The organism is Myxacorys almedinensis A, assembly GCF_010091945.1.
Lineage (GTDB): Bacteria > Cyanobacteriota > Cyanobacteriia > Leptolyngbyales > Leptolyngbyaceae > Myxacorys > Myxacorys almedinensis.
The window spans coordinates 15068-34060 of the sequence record NZ_WVIE01000003.1 but is presented as its reverse complement, the minus strand read 5'-3'; the positions used below and the strand labels follow the sequence as shown (position 1 = coordinate 34060).

Genomic DNA, 18993 nt, shown 5'->3' with positions numbered 1-18993 from the left:
TGTTTGCGTTCTATGGGATCTATCCTTTAGCCCCCTTCTAGCTTGGATTGGGGGCTTTTTATAGTCTAAATACACACATTTAGTGTCAATCTACGAACAAGATCTATGATTGGAAGGGTAAGCCACCAATCATTTGTGGCTTTTACAATGATTTGCTACGGTTTATTACAGATCCTTAACTTTGGATCGCTACATTTTTTATGGCTATAAGCAACTGTTTTTTTAAGGTAGGTAAGCTTCATGTCTATGACGATCGCCCCCGACCAAGTAGAACGGATTGTTTGGAACCAGCATCACGACCCGTTTGAGGTGCTAGGTCCCCATCAGAGTGAGCAAGATGGCAAATCCGTTTGGGTGGTGAGGGCTTACCAACCCAATGCAGAGGCCGTGTGGGTCGTGTTGCCCGAACAGCGCACCGAGCATCCCATGCGATCGCTGCATCATCCTCATTTCTTCGAGTGCATTATTGATACTCCCGACCTGATGAACTATCAGTTGCGGATCAAGGAAGGAGAGAGCGATCGCGTTATTTATGACCCCTACGCCTTCCGTTCCCCCTTATTGACCGAACTTGACACCTACCTTTTTGCCGAAGGCAACCACCATCGCATTTACGAAAAGCTTGGAGCACACTTCACCACTCAGAGCGGGATTTCAGGGGTCTATTTTGCGGTTTGGGCCCCCAACGCTCGCAACGTCTCGGTGATTGGCAACTTCAACCACTGGGATGGGCGCAAGCACCAGATGCGGAAAGGCGCGACCGGAATTTGGGAACTGTTTATTCCAGAATTAAGCGTTGGCACGCCCTACAAATATGAGGTCAAAAACTGTGATGGGCACATCTACGAAAAATCCGATCCCTACGGATTTCAACAGGAAACTCGTCCCAAAACAGCGTCGATCGTCACGGATCTAGACGCCTACCGGTGGACAGACCAAGACTGGATCGAGAAACGACGGCAAAACGACCTATCTCAACCCATCTCCGTGTATGAAGTGCATATTGGCTCCTGGCTTCATACCTCCTCAGCCGAGCCAGCCACATTACCCAATGGGGAAACGTCGCCTGCCGTTATCGTGTCGGAGCTAAAGCCAGGGGCACGGTTCCTAACTTACCGAGAATTGGCGGATAAATTGATTCCGTATGTCAAGGAGTTGGGGTTTACTCATATTGAATTGTTACCGATCGCAGAGCATCCCTTCGATGGATCTTGGGGATATCAGGTCGTAGGGCACTATGCCTGCACTTCCCGCTATGGCTCTCCTGAAGATTTCATGTACTTTGTCGATCAGTGTCACCAAAACGGCATCGGCGTGATTGTCGATTGGGTTCCAGGACACTTTCCCAAAGATGGTCACGGGCTGGCGTTTTTTGATGGATCTCACTTGTACGAATACGCGGATCCCCGCAAAGGCGAACACAAAGAGTGGGGGACGCTAGTTTTTAACTATGCCCGTCATGAGGTGCGAAATTACCTCGTGGCAAACGCGCTGTTCTGGTTTGATAAATATCATATTGATGGAATTCGCGTTGATGCGGTCGCCTCCATGCTCTATCTTGACTACCAGCGCAAAGAGGGCGAATGGGTCACAAATCAGTATGGTGGGCGAGAAAATATCGAAGCGGCTGAATTTTTGCGGCAAATGAATCATGTGATCTTCAGCTACTTTCCTGGCGTTTTGTCGATCGCTGAAGAGTCTACATCTTGGCCGATGGTGTCTTGGCCTACTTACGTTGGCGGTCTAGGGTTTAACCTCAAGTGGAACATGGGCTGGATGCACGACATGCTCGACTATTTTCACATGGATCCGTGGTTCCGTCAGTTTCATCAAAACAACATCACGTTTAGCATGTGGTACAACCACAGCGAGAATTTCATGCTGGCGCTTTCCCATGATGAGGTGGTGCATGGCAAGAGCAATATGATCGGTAAGATGCCAGGGGATGAATGGCAAAAATTTGCTAACCTCCGATGTCTCTACGCATTTATGTTCACGCATCCGGGCAAGAAAACGCTGTTTATGAGTATGGAATTTGGTCAATGGAGTGAGTGGAATGTTTGGAGCGATCTAGAGTGGCATCTTCTACAGTTTGATTCCCATCAAAAGCTAAAGAGCTTTGTGTCTGCTCTCAATGCTCTCTACCGTCGTGAACCTGCTCTCTATACACAAGACTTCGCCCAAGAAGGGTTTGAATGGATAGACTGTAGCGACAATCGCCACAGCGTTGTTTCGTTCATTCGCCGGGATCAACACTCTGATGACTTTATTTTGACAGTGTGCAATTTTACGCCTCAGCCGCATAGCCATTATCGAGTTGGTGTTCCTGAGCCGGGCTTCTATACAGAGCTTCTCAATAGCGATGCGCGTGACTATGGCGGTAGCAATATGGGCAATTTGGGCGGTAAATGGACGGATGAATGGGCATACCAAAATTTCTCTTATTCTCTCGATCTCTGCCTTCCTCCCTTAGCCACTGTAATCTTTAAGCTCGATCGCCAAAAGACGCTCAGCGAGATCGCAGCAACCCAAGCTCTAAATTAGTCGCACTTTGGGTCTTTTTTCTGAGGTTGACTCTCTCCTGTACGCATCGCCCCCAGTAGGCTAGATACAATGACGCATCGCTTTCTAACCTGACCTGAGGTAACAGAGAGAGTCACTCGCCCCAGTTGTCCGTTTACTTCGCCGTAGTCGTTGAACCGAACTCGGTAAACGTTGTCTTTTCTGTACAAAGTTGTTTCCGGATCTAGCTGAACTTGTTCGGCTAGAGTGTTCCAGGGGAGGGTCAGTAGCTCAGCAGTAGATAGCTCAGTATCGCCGACAGGGTGAATCACCCACTCAACTCGATCGCCGGATTGCCTAAATTTTGTGTCGTGCCCAATATGCTGTAACTTGGCGGTACTTTGTGCCTGGCGAAGAACATCAAATACTTGATTTCGAGCAGTGATCAACTTCTGATTATTGAGGAATGAGATCCAAGAGGGAGCCGCGATCGCAGCGATCGCTCCAATTATCAGCAACACAACCAAGATTTCCAGCAACGTCAAACCCTGATCGAACGAGACTTTTTCTGAGTGCCGGTTTTTACCCTGGTTGGAATGCGATCTGGCACATCGCCTCAATTGATTCAAATAGCGATGGTGTATCTGCATCGAACAATCTCAATCAAATAAAATTAGTAAGTCAGCAAGCGCTAAACGGCAGTTCCCCAGATCTGAGGCTACTGACACTCTTCGTTCGCCCCTTCCTGCATTGCCCCCAGCAATGTTTTGATCATGATGCAACGGCGAGGATTAACACTACTGACGACTCCTACAGTAATTTTGTAGCCGGTCTCGGTGGGCAGGGCAACGTTGTTGATTTTGATCACATTGCCATAGGTATCAAACAAAACAGATGCATCAAAGTTTTGGCTTACCGGCACAGGAACAGCGTTTACCTTAATCGTTCCAGGCGCAATTTCTCCATTGCCTACGGTCTGCCAATTTTGAACCTCGGTCTTAGTAATTAAAGCACCAGAGTCTTTGGTCATCGAGTCCCCAGAAACGGGGATAGTCGCCATTCTAGGTCGGTTGCTATTGTTATCGAAGACAACCGCGCGATTAATTTTTGTGCGTTTTGCGTCAGCTTGGGCAGCGCGTAAGGTTTCAAAAATCTGACTTCTAACTGTGTTTAAGCGCTGGTTATTGGTAAACGTTACCCAGCTAGGAGCCGCGATCGCAAACATCACGCCGATCATAATGATGACCACTAGCGTTTCGAGGAGCGTAAATCCTGCTGTCGATCGCCTTGAAAGTCTCTGCCTTTTCATTGTTCTCTCCCAGTTGAGCCAGCCCTAAATATTCTTATTCAATACGCCCCGTGTCAGCACACGAGTCTCTATGGGAAGCGGAATGTTAGCATTACTTGCTCCTGGTCTACCGGCAACGTTCCCTTGAATGCGGATGATGACTTCTTGATTCAATTTGCCGTTGCTTTCTGCACCCTTCACACACACATAAAAGCCCCTCGCACTTGCCGAAGCAGGAGTCACAGTATAGTCGTTGGGGCAAGTCACGTCGCCACCAATTAAAGGATTTTTATCAACAAAGTCAAGTAAAACCTGATTGTTTGCATTCGTAGCCGCAACTGGCACTACATAACCAGCAATGGGCTTGTAATCTTTATTGTTGGGCCAATAATTAAAACCCGTGTTCTCTCCGGCTGGATAGAGCCACCCCTTAGTAATCTCTGGCTGAGTTCCACCTGCACCCGCACTATCAGAAAATTGAGGTAAATTGTACCGTTTGATTCTAGCTTTGCCCTTCCAGTTGTCACCGTTAGTCCAATCTAATGTATAAACCACTAGAGTGTACATCCGACGAGAAATACAAGGAACACCCGCCACAGCGACAGGAAGAGCAGCAGTGCTAGAAAAAGCTGCTGCATTATTGCTGCAATTAGTTTTCAGGTTTTGGGGAAGGTCTTCAACTTTCCAAAATGCTAAAACAGGCAAGGTAGTCGCTTCACCGGAGATTGGCTCGGGTAAGTAATCCAACAAGCCAGTGCAGTTTTGGCTCGTATTCACAGCAGCGCTATCTTTAACTAGACAGCGCCCATCGTAAACATAAACAGCTTCACGGAGATCGCGAGAAATATAGTCCATTGCCATTTGCACTTCACGTTGAGTATCACTCCGCGAAGCCTCGCGCTGATTTGTCTCTAACAGTTTTACAACCATAAACAGCAATCCACCCGTGATCACGCTGCCGATAAACAGCGCAACCAAAAGCTCAATCATCGTAAAGCCAGTATTCCTCTTCTGCTTGGATGACAGCAGAAGCGAAAATACGCTCTGCTTGAGAAATTGTCTAGACATTGTTCCTATCCCTGATGGCTTTTCTAGTTGTCTGTCAAGGCTGAAATGATGGATGGGTGGATGGGCGCATATGTAACATCTCCATCGACCCTCTTACTCATCCACCCCTCTACCCTCTCACCCATCTACCCCTTAACTCAAAGTTGATAATCTACTAGCTCTAAAACGCGTAACTATTCAGCACTTACGGGAGCCTTGAAGATCGGCATTAGTAGGCTTGCAAAGCGCCCTGTAGAGATCCACATTTGCGCTGGCATTGCTAGGCACAACCGTTGTGTAGAGAACAGCCAAAGGACGTTGTAACTGGTTGCCAAGCCCTGTTGTTCCTTTCAGGCTAACTTGCTCTTTCTCACCTTTATTAGCATTCAAGTTGTCTCTTGCAACAAAAGAGTACACTCTCACCCCCATCACAAATGCAGCCGGCTTTTCTCCTGGGACTAGGGCATCACCACTGCTATTAAGACCTGTACTGCGGAACGTTTGAACCAAAAAATCAGCTTCACAACTACCGTCTGTATCAACATCAACCTGAATGTACTTTTCTTTAGAGTCGGGAATCAGCGTATTTGATTTGTTAGCCGAGCATTTTGGGTCTGCTGTGACAATTTTGTTGCTTTCTTGAGCGCTATTTGGTGCAGCAATTCCAGGGTCAGTAGTAGCAGCTTTACGAACTTCTTCCTCATCGCCCGCAGCAGGCGGCAAATCAGCAAGCTCAAACTTATCTCGCTCAACTAAAGCGCGGACTCGATCGATTTCTCCTTGAGCCAGTTGCAAGGCTTGCTCTGCCCGTCGAGTCTGAACGCGAGAGCCAGTTGCCCAAAAAATAGGAGGAGTAATGCTGACAACGGTGATTGTGACGATAATAATCGCGACTAAGCCTTCGATCAAGGTAAGCCCTTGATCCGAGCGCTTTGTAGATCGGGCTTGGGTTAGGGCGATCGCTAACTGCAAAGCCATACCACGAGTCACAGTAGCCTTGCCCAGATTTTGAGTGAGAGGTAACAGCATATTTAGAACTCCTGATTACTAGCTACCTGGGCAATTTACGGTGACGCCGGACGGAATAAGCCCAGTGCTGTTTTTAACGGCTTTGCACAGCTTGGCAATATATGGATCATTAACAGGAGGCTCGCTGTAAAATTCGCTGCGATCTTTACCTGATGTAACGAAACGGGCGGCAGCAGGACCCGCAGGGCTGAGTTGTAGGGCAACGTCATACCCCCACAGGCGATTTGGAGGGCTGTAATAAGGAATGCTCTCGTTATCAATTCCCGTGGTTACCGCAGGGGGTTCCCACGTTTCAGTTTCAAAGGGTGCGGTTGCATAATTGCTGAAATTTAACTGTAGGAAAGAACCTGCAAAGAACAGATTTCTGCTCCCCCAATTCTCAAGAAAGCGTGGGAAATTGTGAAGTCCGCCGTATCCTTGCTTCTCTCGAGATGGGTGAATTCCACTCACAACAATCGAGTTAATCCGGGTTTCTTGGGCAGTCATCAAGCGCGCAGTATTATCTTCATCTACAGCAATGTAGTTACCTCCTTTCGATGGATAGGGAGCAGCAGTATTGGTTGGCGGAACCGTTGTTGGAGTAGCGGGTCTAGAAGTTAGTAGCGGAAGACCAGCTTGGGCATCCACAACTAAAGGCTGACCCACCCGAGAAATTTTGATGGGGGAGGTGAAATCAGTCCAGTAGTCGAACTTACCGGTCAGGTCGAGGAGATTGCGCTGTAAGTAGGTATAGGGAGAAGAATTTTCTCGCATCCAGTCTCTTCCTGATTGCAGAGCAGATTTAGGACGATTTTGGTTGTTGAAAGAACCGCGCCCATTAGACGGGCAACCAGGACCATACAAACCAGCTTTGTTGTATACCCTTCGATCGCCGTCAATATTTGACTGATTGGTCGAAATTGTGTAATCGGGTTTAAAGGGTGAGGATTGAATCGTAGCTGGTAGAACAAAGCTATCAGCGACACTTCCATCACAGAAAGCGCTGGAAAGAATTGTGATGCTGTCAGCTAAAATTTCAGAGGGACGCCAGCGATCAATATTAGGCTTAGCAAAGCTATCATCTCGATCAACTCGATCATTGTAGAACTGCTGCGCTGTGTAAGGACCGCTAGCAGGTAGTTTCTGCTTAAACTCTTCAATGGCGACTCCGGCTGTGTCATCTGTGCCGTCTTGATGAAGATTGAAATCCCCTTGAATATAGACAGGCTGATCCGTAAAGAACGACAGTCCACGAATGTTTTTGTCAGTATCGATCAGACCATCTTTGCGTTTGACTTGTGCGCCATTCCGCAGCCGAAAGCCGTGGCTCCTACGATCGGGATCTGGCAAGAAATCGATCGCTTTGGTTGAAATACCGCGTGCATCAACACTAGGATCTTTGGTTTCGGCAAGATTACGCACATCCATACCCGTGGCGGCATCAGGTCGCTTAATTGCGTCTTCGCGAATGGCATCTTCCCGGAAAGCGTAGACGACGCCGCTCTCTGGCAACCAAACATTCTGGGTTCCAGCTAAGTTGTTTCTCAACATCCCTAGATCAATGTCGAGAGAGCGAGTGAGTAAATATTGGCGACCATCGAAGAACGCACGGTCTAGGAATGGAACCGCCGTGACGCTAGATTTATTAGGATTTGTCGGATCATTCGCATCAGGAGTGACGATAAAGTTAGTTGGAAAATTGGGTGCACTCGTTTTTGTTGGACCGTTTGTTTTGAATGTGCTGCTGTAGCTACCAGATGGCAGATCTGGCTGAAGCATCTTCGGTAATGTCCAATCGTTTAACTTCTTGGGCTGTAGAGCAACTGCTTCGACTGAATAGTCCTCGATTGGAAAAGGAATTGTAGGAGTCCAAGCGGGAGGAGCACTGGTATCGGGAACAAAGTAAGGGCGGCTACTAGAAGTAGTCGGCGATAGACTACCGTTAATGCCATTGGAATTGATATTTGCTGAAATATTTGAGATTGGTATTGCAGAAGCGGGCGTTTGAGGCTCAAAAGTTCTAAATCTTGCTCTGTTTGTCCCTGCTGTTCCTGGAAGAGCAGCATCAACTTGTCTGAATGGTTTGCTCAGAACAAGGGTCTTGACATATGCATCTGTGATGTAGGGTTCAGGATCAGGATTGCCAGGAAGCGACGTTCCGTCGGGCTGACGGTAATCGTATTTCAGGGACGATCCAGGTATGTCTTCGATAGCTCCCGTGAGAGTATGATCTTTTTCTGGAAAAATATAATGTAGCGAAGGGAACTTGGGTAGGACTGTTGCCTGTTTAGCAGGATTACCAGGCTCATAGTTACGGGTATCAACCGTGCCGCAAAGGCGAGAGAGCGCTAGTCGGTACTTACCGAGTTCTTTCTGGCTGAGTTTTGCCAGATTAGAGGCGTCTTCACGCGAGCCATCTGCTAGTTTAACCGAAGAAATGCCGCGTGCAATTTTGAGATCTGGGTCAGTGGCATCACCATTACCCTGGAACGGATCAGCACCGCCTACTCGTTGCCCAAAGGTAAATTCATCGGGGTCACAAGCCGTTGGAAAGACGGGATAATAAGCATCTTGATATTTAACAACATACTCTCCAAATGCAGGAGAAGGTCGGAAGCCAAAGGTGCGATCGCGCCGAATCTGATGATGCAGCATAATCATCTCAGCTAACCGAATGCGTGGATCATTCTCAACATCTGAACCTGACACAGCAGCAATTTGCCGCTTCAACACCCCAATAAACACCTCCGGCGGAACATTGTAGTAATCCTTTGCATTGTAATCTGAGGGACTATAGATGCCATTTTCCTTGTAACCGTAGGTACTTAGCTGAGACTTTGGCAAGACTTCATCACCGCCGTTTGCGGTTTTGATCTCCCCATCCATTAGGGTGAACAGCCTTCCAGCTAGATCAGACAGAACTCTACCGTTTTGGCTGAGTGAAGGAGTTAAAGCTCGACTGGGAACAAAGTCGTTATTTGGGTTAGAGGGGTCAAATTGCTGAAGCTGGCTAATGGTGTAGGCGAGGCTACCCAGCGTGCAAGCAGCCGTATGCAAATAGGTTTTGTCGGCAATGCTTAAGTTTGCGTACTGAGTGCCTCCTTCTAACTTGCCTAGGGTTCTTCTCAAATTAGAAAAATTGCCCCACATTGTTAGAGCAGGATAAGGATGAATCTTATCATCGGATTTAGGCGGGTACGCCCCATCTGGGTCGCCAGCAAAGGATGCGAGATTGGTTAGTGCTTTGCGTAATGGGCTATCACTATTCATTGCAAGCTCAAACGCGGCGGCGTCATTGGCAGGAGGATTAAATTCCCAACCGTTAGTCCCCTGACCTGTAAAAAAGTTGGTCAATAAAAAGGCGTTCTCTGGGCTGGCTGGATCGCCCCCTTTGGCAAACTGGGTTTGTATAAAGTTGATCGACTGACGAAGAGTCGTTGGTGTACCAGGATGGGCAGTAGTAGCAAGACACGCAACCGGATAGTCTGGATTTTTTGGCTCTACATTAAAGTGATAAACTGCTGTTGATTGAACTGCTGAAACATTATCTCGAAGCGAGCGCCGTTGCAGGTCAACGTGTTTTACAGTTGTGCCGGAAGATGCAACCGGATACGGTTTTACAGTGGGTGGATAGAGGGGATCACCTTCGGTTTCGCCGGATTCAATAAAGTCATTGCCATTTTTATTTTGCGGTGCAAACCAAGTATTGAGATTACCTAGCTCTAAGCGCTCACCTACTAGAATGCGAAGTCCAGCACTTCTAGCACGCCGCTCCCAATATCCATCTAGTCCTACAACGCCTTCACTGCTTTGCTCAAGAGACGGCGGATTTTGTAACGTTAGGCGAGAGTACTGATCGCCAACAATATCGTCTCCTACTTTTTTGCCAGCAGGAATTTGACCATCTTTGTTGTCGTCATATTTATACTTCGGACCCCAGCGATCGTCAGCGCGGTAGAGATCATCGACATAAGGCGCTTTCTCGGAGACATTCTTAATCCGTTCTCCTAAGCCTTTGGTTTTTAGGTTGTTCCAGTCTTGCAGCGTACTGTTGTTTGTCTGTGATCGATTGGTGTAGCCGTCTTCCGTCAAAACTTTTTTGGGATCAATGGAGACATTGATAGGGGTGACATTGTTTTTAGCAGCATCAGAACCACTATTAAGGGTTTTAGCACTATTTTCTGGTTTAGGACCGTGAATATAAATGGCGACACTGCCTGCTGTGGTGTTGGTCTTCATCGCTCCCGCGATCGCAACCCCCTGATAGAGAAGTTGACTGTTATTATCTTGATAGCTCGTAACCGTGATGTCTGAGTTAGAAGCTGGCTCATAGACACAAGAGTTTTTGGCACTAATCAAGTGAGCGTTAAATTTGCCACTGCTGCCCCCAACGATCAAGCTTCCCTCGGTGTGCATCGCACCGTTCCAATTGAAGGTAGGACCGGGATAAATCTCCAAGTCGTTGCGGAACCAAGCTCCCCACTTATTGCCTCGGTTAATTTGGCGATCCTGGTGCATCTCTAGCGTGACAGCCGTTGACTTAGCTGCATCTGGAATTACCAGAGCATCCACCTGAAAATTTTTGCGTAGGATTGAGGTATTCGCTGAGTCTTCAAACCAACCGCCCTCTGGCGCGCTATTCCCGGCTGTGGTTGTACACCCGATCGCCTTTAAATCGTTGCTAAGCGGCCCATGACGCACCACGATCGCAGCAGGTTCGACTACTTTTCCAGTTTTGTCTTTTATGTTAAAGTTTGCTTTTTCTTTATCGCTCAAAGAAACTAGCTGTTCGTTGATCGTTTTTTTGGGCTTTTCAGGATCATAGGGCGTTCTCAACGCGATGGAATAAACAACCGTTGCATCTGCTTTGCCATCGCTGTCGGTATCGGTGCGAAACGACCAAGCGTTATCTTTCTTACCGTCGCCATTAAGGTCGATTCGAGTCTCATCTGACAAATCGTAAGCTTCTACCAGATTACCCTGTTTATCTTTAACCGGAAGCTTGATGATGCTACTTGAGCCATCATTGAGCAGCATGTTGTAGAGCAGTTCTTCGCTGGGTACGCCGCCAGGGTAGCGAGTGTCGCGGGTAGGGTCAAACAGAAACTCCATCTTAGAGCGGGCACGATCGACCGCCGGGGTAGCTGCATTGTAGATCACCCTCTGTTGCGCTTCACCAATGACTTGTGTGTTGCGGTTGTAAGCCCGGAAAGTAAGGGCACCAACTGTCAACGATACAACCAACACCAGCAGAACCGTGGTTGGTAGTACAAAACCTGATGGTGCAACCTTTCCCTGGTGCTGGTTGATAAGCGCAGATCGGAGAAGCCAGTTAACAAAAGATTTTGTTAGCGATCGATAGAGTCTCCGAACCTGGCGAAATAGACCCTGAATGGCTTGTGCGAGTTTACGGTGTGACATAGCTGCTGATTTGGCAGAAGGAAATAGGGTGCGAGAGCGATTGGGGTAGGTAGACGAGTTGTCTGCCAAGGAGTAGGGAACCTAGGGATGTAGGTTAGTCTCCTGCGTTTTCCTCTAGAAAAGTCAAGTCAGATTTTAGAAAGTTTATTAAACCCCTAAAGTAAATTTGGCTATTGAACACTGGGTTAGTGAAGTTTTTCACAGTTTTGACAACTCAACTCTAACGTTCACCGAAACCAATTTTAATAGACCTCTTCCGGAAAGATAATCCTTTAATAGGCACTAAAAAGCGCTTTTTGAATTCTGTAATTTTACGCAAGTTAGAAACCAAAAGAGTAAAAAGTAAACGAGTCAAACGCTTTGTCTGTTCTAAATTGTGCCTAGTCTAGATCGGGAAACCACAGCGCAGCCAAAAAATGGAAGCCATAGTGAATTACCTGGAAAATACGATACGGATAGAAAGGTTAGTGCGCTTATGCTACCCACTTGCCTTCTACTTTCTATCAAGGGTTCAAAAGTTTTTATCTTTCTAGAGAAACAGTCAATAAAAAACTGGGGATCGTTTGATGACGATTACCCCAGTTTTTCTAAGATAGATTTTCTAAGATAGACAATTTAGATCAATGGCTAAATTAATCTCGGAGACCGAATTTCTGCGCTGCAAAAACTAGCGATCGTAACAGGTCTATGTTTCAAAAAATTTACAGACGGCGCAGGTCAATTCCTGCTTCTTTTGCAAAGGTATCTAGGCTCTTATGCTCTAGCGTTTTAATGGCTTTGGTAGAAAGGCGCAACCTGACCCAGCGATTGCCAGATTCCCACCAAATGCGCTTCCACTGCAAATTTACTTCTTGCAGTTTTTTGGTTCGACGGTGAGAGTGAGAGACAGCAAAGGCATTATTTGCCGTTTTGCCGGTAAGCTGACATTTTCGCGCCATGGTGGTCTCCGATATTGCGTAAACAAAATGTTGAGTACAGTCCTTCATTATACCAATTCTTGCTCTAATCGAGAACAAAAAATGCAGGAGGGAGACGCTTTTGGTTATGTATCATCAGAAAAGATGTAAAGAAGTGCCCTGATCCCTCCAAGATATTAGGTGGATAGCGTAGAAAGGGCACGAGCGATCGCATGTAATGCTTGGTCAATTTCTGCGGTCGTCACGATCAGTGGTGGCACAAACCGCACGACCTTTAAGCCTGCCGGAACAAGTAACACACCTTCTTGCATGGCTGCTTTGACAACATCGGCAGAAGTCAAGCTCGCTTCAGCGTGAAGTTCCATCCCATTAATTAAGCCCCAACCGCGCACCTCTACGATTAACGTAGGATATTGCTCAGCTAGGTGTCTCAGTCCAGATCTGAGATGCTCACCTTGCACCTGAACATGGGTCAAAATATTTTCATTTTCTAAGGTTTGGCAGACTGCCAAGGCGACGCCACAGGCAAACGGATTTCCGCCAAAGGTGCTGGCATGATCGCCGGGTTGAAACACGTCGCAAAAGGATTTGCACAACATTGCACCGATAGGGATGCCGCCGCCCAATCCTTTTGCAGAGGTGAAAATGTCTGGCTCGACCCCAAGATTTTCGTAGCCCCACCAATAGCCCGTACGACCCATGCCAACCTGAACCTCATCCATAATTAGCAGAATGCCGGTTTTGTCACAAATTTCCCGGACGCGCTGGAAGTAGGCGCGATCTCCGGGACGAACGCCGCCTTCTCCTTGGAGTCCTTCGAGCATAATTGCGGCGACATGGCGCTGGTCATGATCAAGCTCTGCGATCGCGCATTCCAACGCTGCAATATCGTTGTATGGAACGTAATGAAATCCTGGAACTAGGGGGCTAAAATCCTTCTGATATTTGGGCTGCCCAGTAGCGGTGATGGTGGCAAGCGTTCGTCCATGGAAACTAGCGTGAGCCGTTAGAATAACGGGGTTCTCAAGCTTTAGAACGGTATGCCCATATTTTCGAGCTAGTTTGATTGCCCCTTCGTTTGCCTCGGCTCCAGAGTTACAGAAAAAGGCGCGATCGGCACAAGAATGGTTTACAAGCCACTTGGCTAGTTCGCCCTGCTGCCGGACATAGTAAAGATTGGAAACATGGTGAAGGGTTTGAATTTGCTCGGTAACGGCAGCTACGATCGCAGGATGGGCATGTCCTAGCGTACAAGTGGCAATTCCGGCTACAAAATCCAGATAGGCTCGTCCTTGGTCATCCCATACGCGGCAGCCTTGCCCTCGCTCTAGAACTAACGGAAACCGTCCGTAGGTTTTCATCACGTATTCGTCAAACTCAGCCGTGGTGAACGAGCTAGGCGTTGAAGGGGTTTTGACAAGGGTTTCTGGAGTCACTGATTTCGTTCCTTAATAAAATAAATCGAGGACAAAGCGCGAAAACTTCAGTATGAACCGTTTAGAGGAGGACTTTCTCGGTAGAAAAATTGGATTGGCATCTCTTATCTTTAGAGATGTTGTTCTAAAGCAATTATGGTGAAGCCAGGTATGGTCAAGGGGTGGCAGTGCCACATCTCGAAGGATCGCTAGGGTGTAAGTCAGAAGGTTATGACACAGTTGATTGCAACAGTAGAACGTGAGCAAGGGCGGTTTGCCGAACTAGTGACAGTGTTAATCATTTTGTTGCTGGTTGCCACGATTGTGGCTTTATTGTCTCGCCGGTTGCGAATACCGTATGTGACTGGCTTGGTATTGGCAGGGTTAGCGATCTCAGAGTTTTTGCCCCGTCGGGTTGGACTCGATTCTTCGCTTATTATCAACTTGTTTTTGCCAATCTTGCTGTTTGAAGCGGCAATTAATACTGACATTAGCCGACTTCGCAGCACATTAAAGCCAATTTTGCTACTTGCTGGTCCAGGAGTGGTGGTTGCGGTTGGCGTAACAGCCGTTGGCTTAAAGTTTGGGCTAAGGCTTGAGTGGATTCCGGCGTTGTTGGTCGGTGTCATCCTGGCAATCACCGATACGGTATCTGTAATCGCAGTCTTTAAGGAAGTTTCAGTTCCGTCGCGGCTCATTACGATCGTAGAAGGCGAAAGTCTATTTAACGATGGGATCGCTCTAGTTTTATTTAGTTTGATTTTGAAATTTAACACAACGGGCAGCGTCAGCGTTGTGGAGGGTATTCAGGAACTTGGGGTGACCATTTTGGGCGGCTTGGCAGTTGGGATCACGCTTGGATATTTGGGGATCGGGCTGTACGTCCAGTCTGACGACGATCCGTTGAGCAGCATTTTGTTAACCGTTGCGATCGCGCTGGGTGCCTTTCAACTCAGTCAATGGTTGGGCGTGTCGGGTGTAGTGGCGGTTGTTGGAGCCGGATTATTGGTCGGCAATTTAGAGCGACTCCCCATTGGCGCAATTCCCAAGGAACCACGTAGCATTTCAGCATCGAGTCGGATTACGGTGCTGAGCTTTTGGGAATACGCAGGATTTGGGGTCAACACATTTATCTTTTTATTGATTGGGTTAGAACTGAGCGTGCCGACGCTCTGGAACACGTTACCTGCTGTGCTTTTGGCAGTTTTGGCGTATCAAGCTGGGCGATTTCTTGCGGTGTATCCCCTGCTCGCGATCGTACGTAGCATCGATCGTCCTATTCCGCTCCAGTGGCAACATGTTTTATTTCTAGGAAACATTAAAGGATCGCTGTCAATGGCGCTGGTCTTGAGTTTACCGCCATCGCTGCCTGGGCGAGAGGCGCTAATTGCGATCGTGTTTGGTGCAGTGCTTCTATCATTGGTGGGGCAAGCCTTGAGTCTTCCCCTGTTTGTCAAGCGTCTGAACATCACCCATGGCTCGGAAACCCAGCAGTGGATCGAAGGGTTGCAGTCTCAGTTGATGACTGCCAAAGCGGCCCAAGAAGAGCTAGACACGCTGCTCAATGCAGGGGTTTTGGCAAAATCGATTTATGAAGAGATGCGATCGAGCTATCAGGTGAAGGTTGCCGCCGCCGAGCGATCGCTGCGAGAGTTTTACAACCGACGAGGGGACAAGGGAAGCCGGGTCGAACCCCGATTTGATGCGGTGAGGCGGCGCTTACTGCTGGCTGAAAAAAATGCGCTGAGTGATGCGTTGCGGAAACGCATTTTATCAGAGGACATTGTGCGATCGCGAACCCGCACCATCGATCAGCAACTGCTGAACTTAGAAGACGACTAGTGGTCTGTCAAGGTGGATGAGGGACTAGGAAATGAGGGGGAGACCGGGAGTCTAGTAATCGGAACCATCCACCCATTCACCCATCAACCTAAAGTTAACAATCTACTAGCCACATTTCTGCATAAAATCAACCATTTCATGAATCAACCCCGGCTTTGTGGCAATCAACACCGTAGACTCTAGCTCTAAAATAGTGCTGCCGTTAGGAATCGTCAGATCCATATGGGCATGAGGCTGATAACCAATAATCAGGGAACCCCTGGGAAATTTTGGATCTTGGGCAACCTCGGCAACGCTGCGACCCACAACATCACAGTTTCCTGAAAGGGACAATTTGAGGACTTCAATTTGCCCTTGCTCAAAGTGCATGATCGACTCGACTTCCGGATATTCGATCACATTCACCATCGTAGACACTGCAAGCTCGATCGCATTGATCACATGGGTTGCCCCCGCAAACCGGTAAGGACCAGCAAAATCTCTATGCCGCATTCGCACCAGAATATGTGGCACACCATAATGCTTGGCTAACGTCACCATCGCTAGGTTGAGCGCATCGTCTCTCAGCACCGCAACCAAAGCATCTGCCTTACGGATGCCAGCTTCGAGCAATATTTCAGTGCTAACAGCACTCCCCTCGAAGGCAATGACACCCAGTTGCTCACGGGCATAATGACAGGCAGCAGCACTGATATCGATCACAGCAACGGTATGCCCCAAATCTACCAATCGCTGCGCCAAACTCAGCCCAATGAGTCCGGCACCCCCAATCAAGACATACATAGCAACCCCTCTATAGTTTCTACCTATTTTATTTAAGCGAAGAGGCGCGAAAATGTGTCGCCATGCTTAATGATCGGATCGACGGGCGAAGGGCAATTTGGCTGTCAGCTAATCTAGCTTTAAAGAGTTGACGGGGACTTCATCCCACGATTCCACTTGCCGCATCCGGGCGACCCAGCCTTCTGCTTTTTGCCTATCGGTGAGGTTGTCTTCAAACGACTGATGACAGGCTTCGGCTTGAGTTTCGTCACGGCAGGCAATGCAGGCATACATTAGACCGCCGGGATCAAGCTGCTCGTTTATCCAAATTGCCACGATCGTATCCTCCAAGACGGACAGGAGATTAACTACCAGGATACGGGAATGTTTGACACAGTTTCAAGGCTTAGACGTTGCTCTGTAGGGTTGCCATGTGGACAAGAGCTTCTCCAGTGACTCGACAGGTGCGCCAGTCAGGCAGGAGAGTTGCCCCCAGGTGCTGGTAGAACGCGATCGCAGAGTCGTTCCAGTCTAAAACGCTCCATTCAACGCGCCCACAGTTTCGCTCGACCGCTAGTTCTGCAACTTTTGTGATCAGAGCTTTACCGATCCCTATGCCTCGGTAGTCGGGTAGCACGAAGAGGTCTTCAAGGTAAAGTCCGGGTGCGGTCAGGAAGGTGGAATAGTTATGAAAGAACAGGGCAAAGCCTACGAGTTGGTCAGAGGCTTGGGCTACGATCGCTTCGATATAGCGACGACTCGATTGATCAAGTTCCGAAGAATCACCAAACAAATGCAGCGCCAATTCTTTAGGCGATCCGGTGACTTGGTGGGCTAATTTTTCGTACTCAGCAAGGGCTTGAATGAGCGAGAAAATTTCAGGTACATCCGCAGGAGTTGCAAGGCGAATCTTGAAAGTTGCTGAGTTGGAAAGCATAGATAAAGTCAAAAGGCATAAAGTTAGAAGATACCAAAAGTAGACCTTGTATAAACCTGTAGTGTTTCTCCTCTGAATTTAGATCTAGAGAACCGAACCCTGCAAAAACCGCAGATCAGCCTGTGTAAAAAAGCACAAGTCCCAAAAAATATGAGTTTTGAGCCACACAAAAAGTCACCCAAAACTCATATCTCAAAAGCAACTACTTTTCTAGCCCAACCAGCCTTTCAATCGTTCCGCAATCTGAGGGCGGCGCAGCTTTCGCATCGCCTTGCTTTGAATTTGGCGGACTCGCTCTCGCGAAAGATTGAACATGCCGCCCACTTCTTCCAAGGTGCAAGGCTTACTAGTAGTCAGCCCGTAGCGCAGCGAAATGATGTCCTTCTCACGCTGGGTCAGCACGTTGCCCAAAACATCCCAAATTTCTTGCCGGAGCATGGTTTCACTCATTTGAGACTCAGGCGATTGGGTGTCTCCGTCTTCTAGAAGATCCATCAATTCCGTGTCTTCACCTTTGCCCACACGATGGTTAAGCGAGAGCGATTGACGCCGCACTTGATGCAGGTGTTGAAGCTGCTCAACCGTTAAATCCAGGGCTTGGGCAAGCTCTGCCTCGGTTGGATTGCGTTGTAGTTCTCGCTTGAGTTCACGGTGAGCTTTCTTCAGCTTGTTGAGCTTTTCAACAATGTGAATCGGCAACCGAATGGTGCGAGCATCATTGGCGATCGTTCGGGTGATGCCCTGCCGAATCCACCAGTAGGCATAGGTTGAAAACTTATAACCTTTGTCGGGATCAAATTTCTCAGTGGCGCGGTTGAGTCCCAAGGCACCTTCTTGGATCAGATCTAGAAAGGGCACACCGCGATTGAGGTAGCGCTTAGCGATCGACACCACGAGCCGCAGATTAGAGCGAATCATCTTCCGCTTTGCCACACGACTGCGATGGAGGCGGCTTTCTAGCTGCCGTTCAGTCAAGCCAACCCGTTCTGCTAGCTCAATTCTAGTCGGTGTGCGCCCCAGTTCCTGAAACAGTTGCCGTTGCACCTCTTCCATCTCGACAACGTACTTGACCCGCCGAGCTAGCTCAACCTCTTCATCTGGCTTGAGGAGAGGATAGCGCGCCATTTCCTTGAAAAACGCACCAACGGCGTCGTCAGCAACCGTTTTGCTGTAGCCTGCCGATCGCGCCGACGCAATCTTGTCGATCGCATCTCTGACCTCATCTGCACCCCCTAAATCATCGCCCATGCCATCGAGACCGGAAAAATCTACTCCTTCTTCAGGAGAGGGGACGTCTGCAAAATCGATGTCTGGCTCTAGGTGCAGAGGGTCAACCCGATTTGAATCGGCTGCGTCTACTCCAAAGTCCAAAGTACGAGTGGGGAGAGTCTCTGTGGGAGAACTGTTGCTTTGCTCGTTCATATCAATGCCGTATTATTGATTAGCTTTGCTCAAAGCACTTCCATTTCAGAAGATAGAGATTTTCTAATACTTTTGTATATCCAGAATCAATGATCCTAGCCTTCAAGTTAGTGTTGAAATTTGAGCGTCAGCACTATTAAATGAGCAGCCTACAAAAGATCGGAAAAGAAACTGAAATGATTGAGAAAAGAAGTTGCAGGTTTTTAAGCTTCGCCTTGAATCGTCTCCTAGAAGACGTTTCTTAACCGTTTTCTAGTAAAAGCTGAGCTTGGACGTTGATCATGAACAGAGTCAGGACCAACTCAGGCAAACTGTCAGTTCTGCCGTAAAACAGAAGAACAATTCGCGAATGTCTCTAGCCTTACTGAACACTTAAGATTCTAGCGACGACAGCAAAGTTTTTCGTAAGCCGTGCAACAAACTGCCAAAACA

13 protein-coding genes are annotated in these 18993 nt (G+C 48.0%); 2 read left to right on the top strand and 11 right to left on the bottom strand.

Annotated elements, in window-relative coordinates:
* Positions 1-240: 240 nt before the first annotated feature.
* Positions 241-2544 (top strand): 1,4-alpha-glucan branching enzyme, encoded by a 2304-nt coding sequence (gene glgB / locus GS601_RS03025; protein ID WP_162421799.1) that lies wholly within the window; start codon positions 241-243, stop codon positions 2542-2544.
* Here glgB and GS601_RS03020 read toward each other — a convergent pair.
* The 7 genes from GS601_RS03020 to GS601_RS02990 all read right to left on the bottom strand — a co-directional run bounded on the left by GS601_RS03020 (position 2541) and on the right by GS601_RS02990 (position 13619).
* Complete coding sequence (locus GS601_RS03020) at positions 2541-3152, bottom strand: prepilin-type N-terminal cleavage/methylation domain-containing protein (RefSeq protein ID WP_202924822.1); 612 nt, start codon at positions 3150-3152, stop codon at positions 2541-2543. The two genes, glgB and GS601_RS03020, sit on opposite strands and share 4 nt — an antisense overlap.
* Before the next feature lie 68 nt (positions 3153-3220).
* Positions 3221-3811: a pilus assembly FimT family protein gene (locus GS601_RS03015; protein WP_162421797.1), complete on the bottom strand. Its 591-nt coding sequence runs from the start codon at positions 3809-3811 to the stop codon at positions 3221-3223.
* A 24-nt stretch (positions 3812-3835) separates the two neighbouring features.
* Positions 3836-4858 (bottom strand): PilW family protein, encoded by a 1023-nt coding sequence (locus tag GS601_RS03010; RefSeq protein WP_162421796.1) that lies wholly within the window; start codon positions 4856-4858, stop codon positions 3836-3838.
* A 177-nt stretch (positions 4859-5035) separates the two neighbouring features.
* Positions 5036-5866, bottom strand: a complete 831-nt coding sequence (locus GS601_RS03005; protein WP_162421795.1) for a type IV pilus modification PilV family protein — start codon at positions 5864-5866, stop codon at positions 5036-5038.
* 18 nt (positions 5867-5884) lie between these two features.
* Positions 5885-11266, bottom strand: a complete 5382-nt coding sequence (gene hpsA, locus GS601_RS03000; RefSeq protein ID WP_238393000.1) for a hormogonium polysaccharide biosynthesis protein HpsA — start codon at positions 11264-11266, stop codon at positions 5885-5887.
* Between the two features lie 701 nt (positions 11267-11967).
* Positions 11968-12204: a 50S ribosomal protein L28 gene (gene rpmB / locus GS601_RS02995; RefSeq protein WP_162421793.1), complete on the bottom strand. Its 237-nt coding sequence runs from the start codon at positions 12202-12204 to the stop codon at positions 11968-11970.
* Between the two features lie 155 nt (positions 12205-12359).
* Positions 12360-13619 carry an acetylornithine/succinylornithine family transaminase gene (locus GS601_RS02990; RefSeq protein ID WP_162421792.1) on the bottom strand — a complete coding sequence of 420 codons (1260 nt, stop codon included), beginning with the start codon at positions 13617-13619 and terminating at the stop codon, positions 12360-12362.
* Positions 13620-13829: 210 nt separating this feature from the next.
* Here GS601_RS02990 and GS601_RS02985 point away from each other — a divergent pair, with 210 nt between their 5' ends.
* Positions 13830-15440, top strand: coding sequence for a cation:proton antiporter (locus GS601_RS02985; RefSeq protein WP_162421791.1), 1611 nt, complete (start codon positions 13830-13832; stop codon positions 15438-15440).
* 105 nt (positions 15441-15545) lie between these two features.
* On the opposite strand, the gene GS601_RS02980 is transcribed toward GS601_RS02985, so the two are convergent.
* From GS601_RS02980 to GS601_RS02965, 4 genes are all read right to left on the bottom strand, one after another.
* A complete protein-coding gene (locus GS601_RS02980) occupies positions 15546-16223 on the bottom strand; it encodes a potassium channel family protein (protein WP_162421790.1) in 678 nt (225 codons plus the stop codon).
* Positions 16224-16331: 108 nt separating this feature from the next.
* Positions 16332-16538 carry a glycogen debranching protein gene (locus GS601_RS02975; protein ID WP_162421789.1) on the bottom strand — a complete coding sequence of 69 codons (207 nt, stop codon included), beginning with the start codon at positions 16536-16538 and terminating at the stop codon, positions 16332-16334.
* A gap of 70 nt (positions 16539-16608) precedes the next feature.
* Positions 16609-17139: a GNAT family N-acetyltransferase gene (locus tag GS601_RS02970; RefSeq protein WP_162421788.1), complete on the bottom strand. Its 531-nt coding sequence runs from the start codon at positions 17137-17139 to the stop codon at positions 16609-16611.
* A 210-nt stretch (positions 17140-17349) separates the two neighbouring features.
* Entirely contained in the window at positions 17350-18561 is a 1212-nt protein-coding gene (locus GS601_RS02965; protein ID WP_238392993.1) for an RpoD/SigA family RNA polymerase sigma factor, read from the bottom strand.
* Positions 18562-18993 lie beyond the last annotated feature (432 nt).

Bases quoted from the DNA above. Each gene is read 5' to 3' on its own strand.
- glgB (WP_162421799.1), top strand. From the start codon at position 241: ATGTCTATGACGATCGCCCCCGACCAAGTAGAACGGATTGTTTGGAAC.
- GS601_RS03020 (WP_202924822.1), bottom strand. From the start codon at position 3,152: ATGCAGATACACCATCGCTATTTGAATCAATTGAGGCGATGTGCCAGA.
- GS601_RS03015 (WP_162421797.1), bottom strand. From the start codon at position 3,811: ATGAAAAGGCAGAGACTTTCAAGGCGATCGACAGCAGGATTTACGCTC.
- GS601_RS03010 (WP_162421796.1), bottom strand. From the start codon at position 4,858: ATGTCTAGACAATTTCTCAAGCAGAGCGTATTTTCGCTTCTGCTGTCA.
- GS601_RS03005 (WP_162421795.1), bottom strand. From the start codon at position 5,866: ATGCTGTTACCTCTCACTCAAAATCTGGGCAAGGCTACTGTGACTCGT.
- hpsA (WP_238393000.1), bottom strand. From the start codon at position 11,266: ATGTCACACCGTAAACTCGCACAAGCCATTCAGGGTCTATTTCGCCAG.
- rpmB (WP_162421793.1), bottom strand. From the start codon at position 12,204: ATGGCGCGAAAATGTCAGCTTACCGGCAAAACGGCAAATAATGCCTTT.
- GS601_RS02985 (WP_162421791.1), top strand. From the start codon at position 13,830: ATGACACAGTTGATTGCAACAGTAGAACGTGAGCAAGGGCGGTTTGCC.
- GS601_RS02980 (WP_162421790.1), bottom strand. From the start codon at position 16,223: ATGTATGTCTTGATTGGGGGTGCCGGACTCATTGGGCTGAGTTTGGCG.
- GS601_RS02970 (WP_162421788.1), bottom strand. From the start codon at position 17,139: ATGCTTTCCAACTCAGCAACTTTCAAGATTCGCCTTGCAACTCCTGCG.
- GS601_RS02965 (WP_238392993.1), bottom strand. From the start codon at position 18,561: ATGAACGAGCAAAGCAACAGTTCTCCCACAGAGACTCTCCCCACTCGT.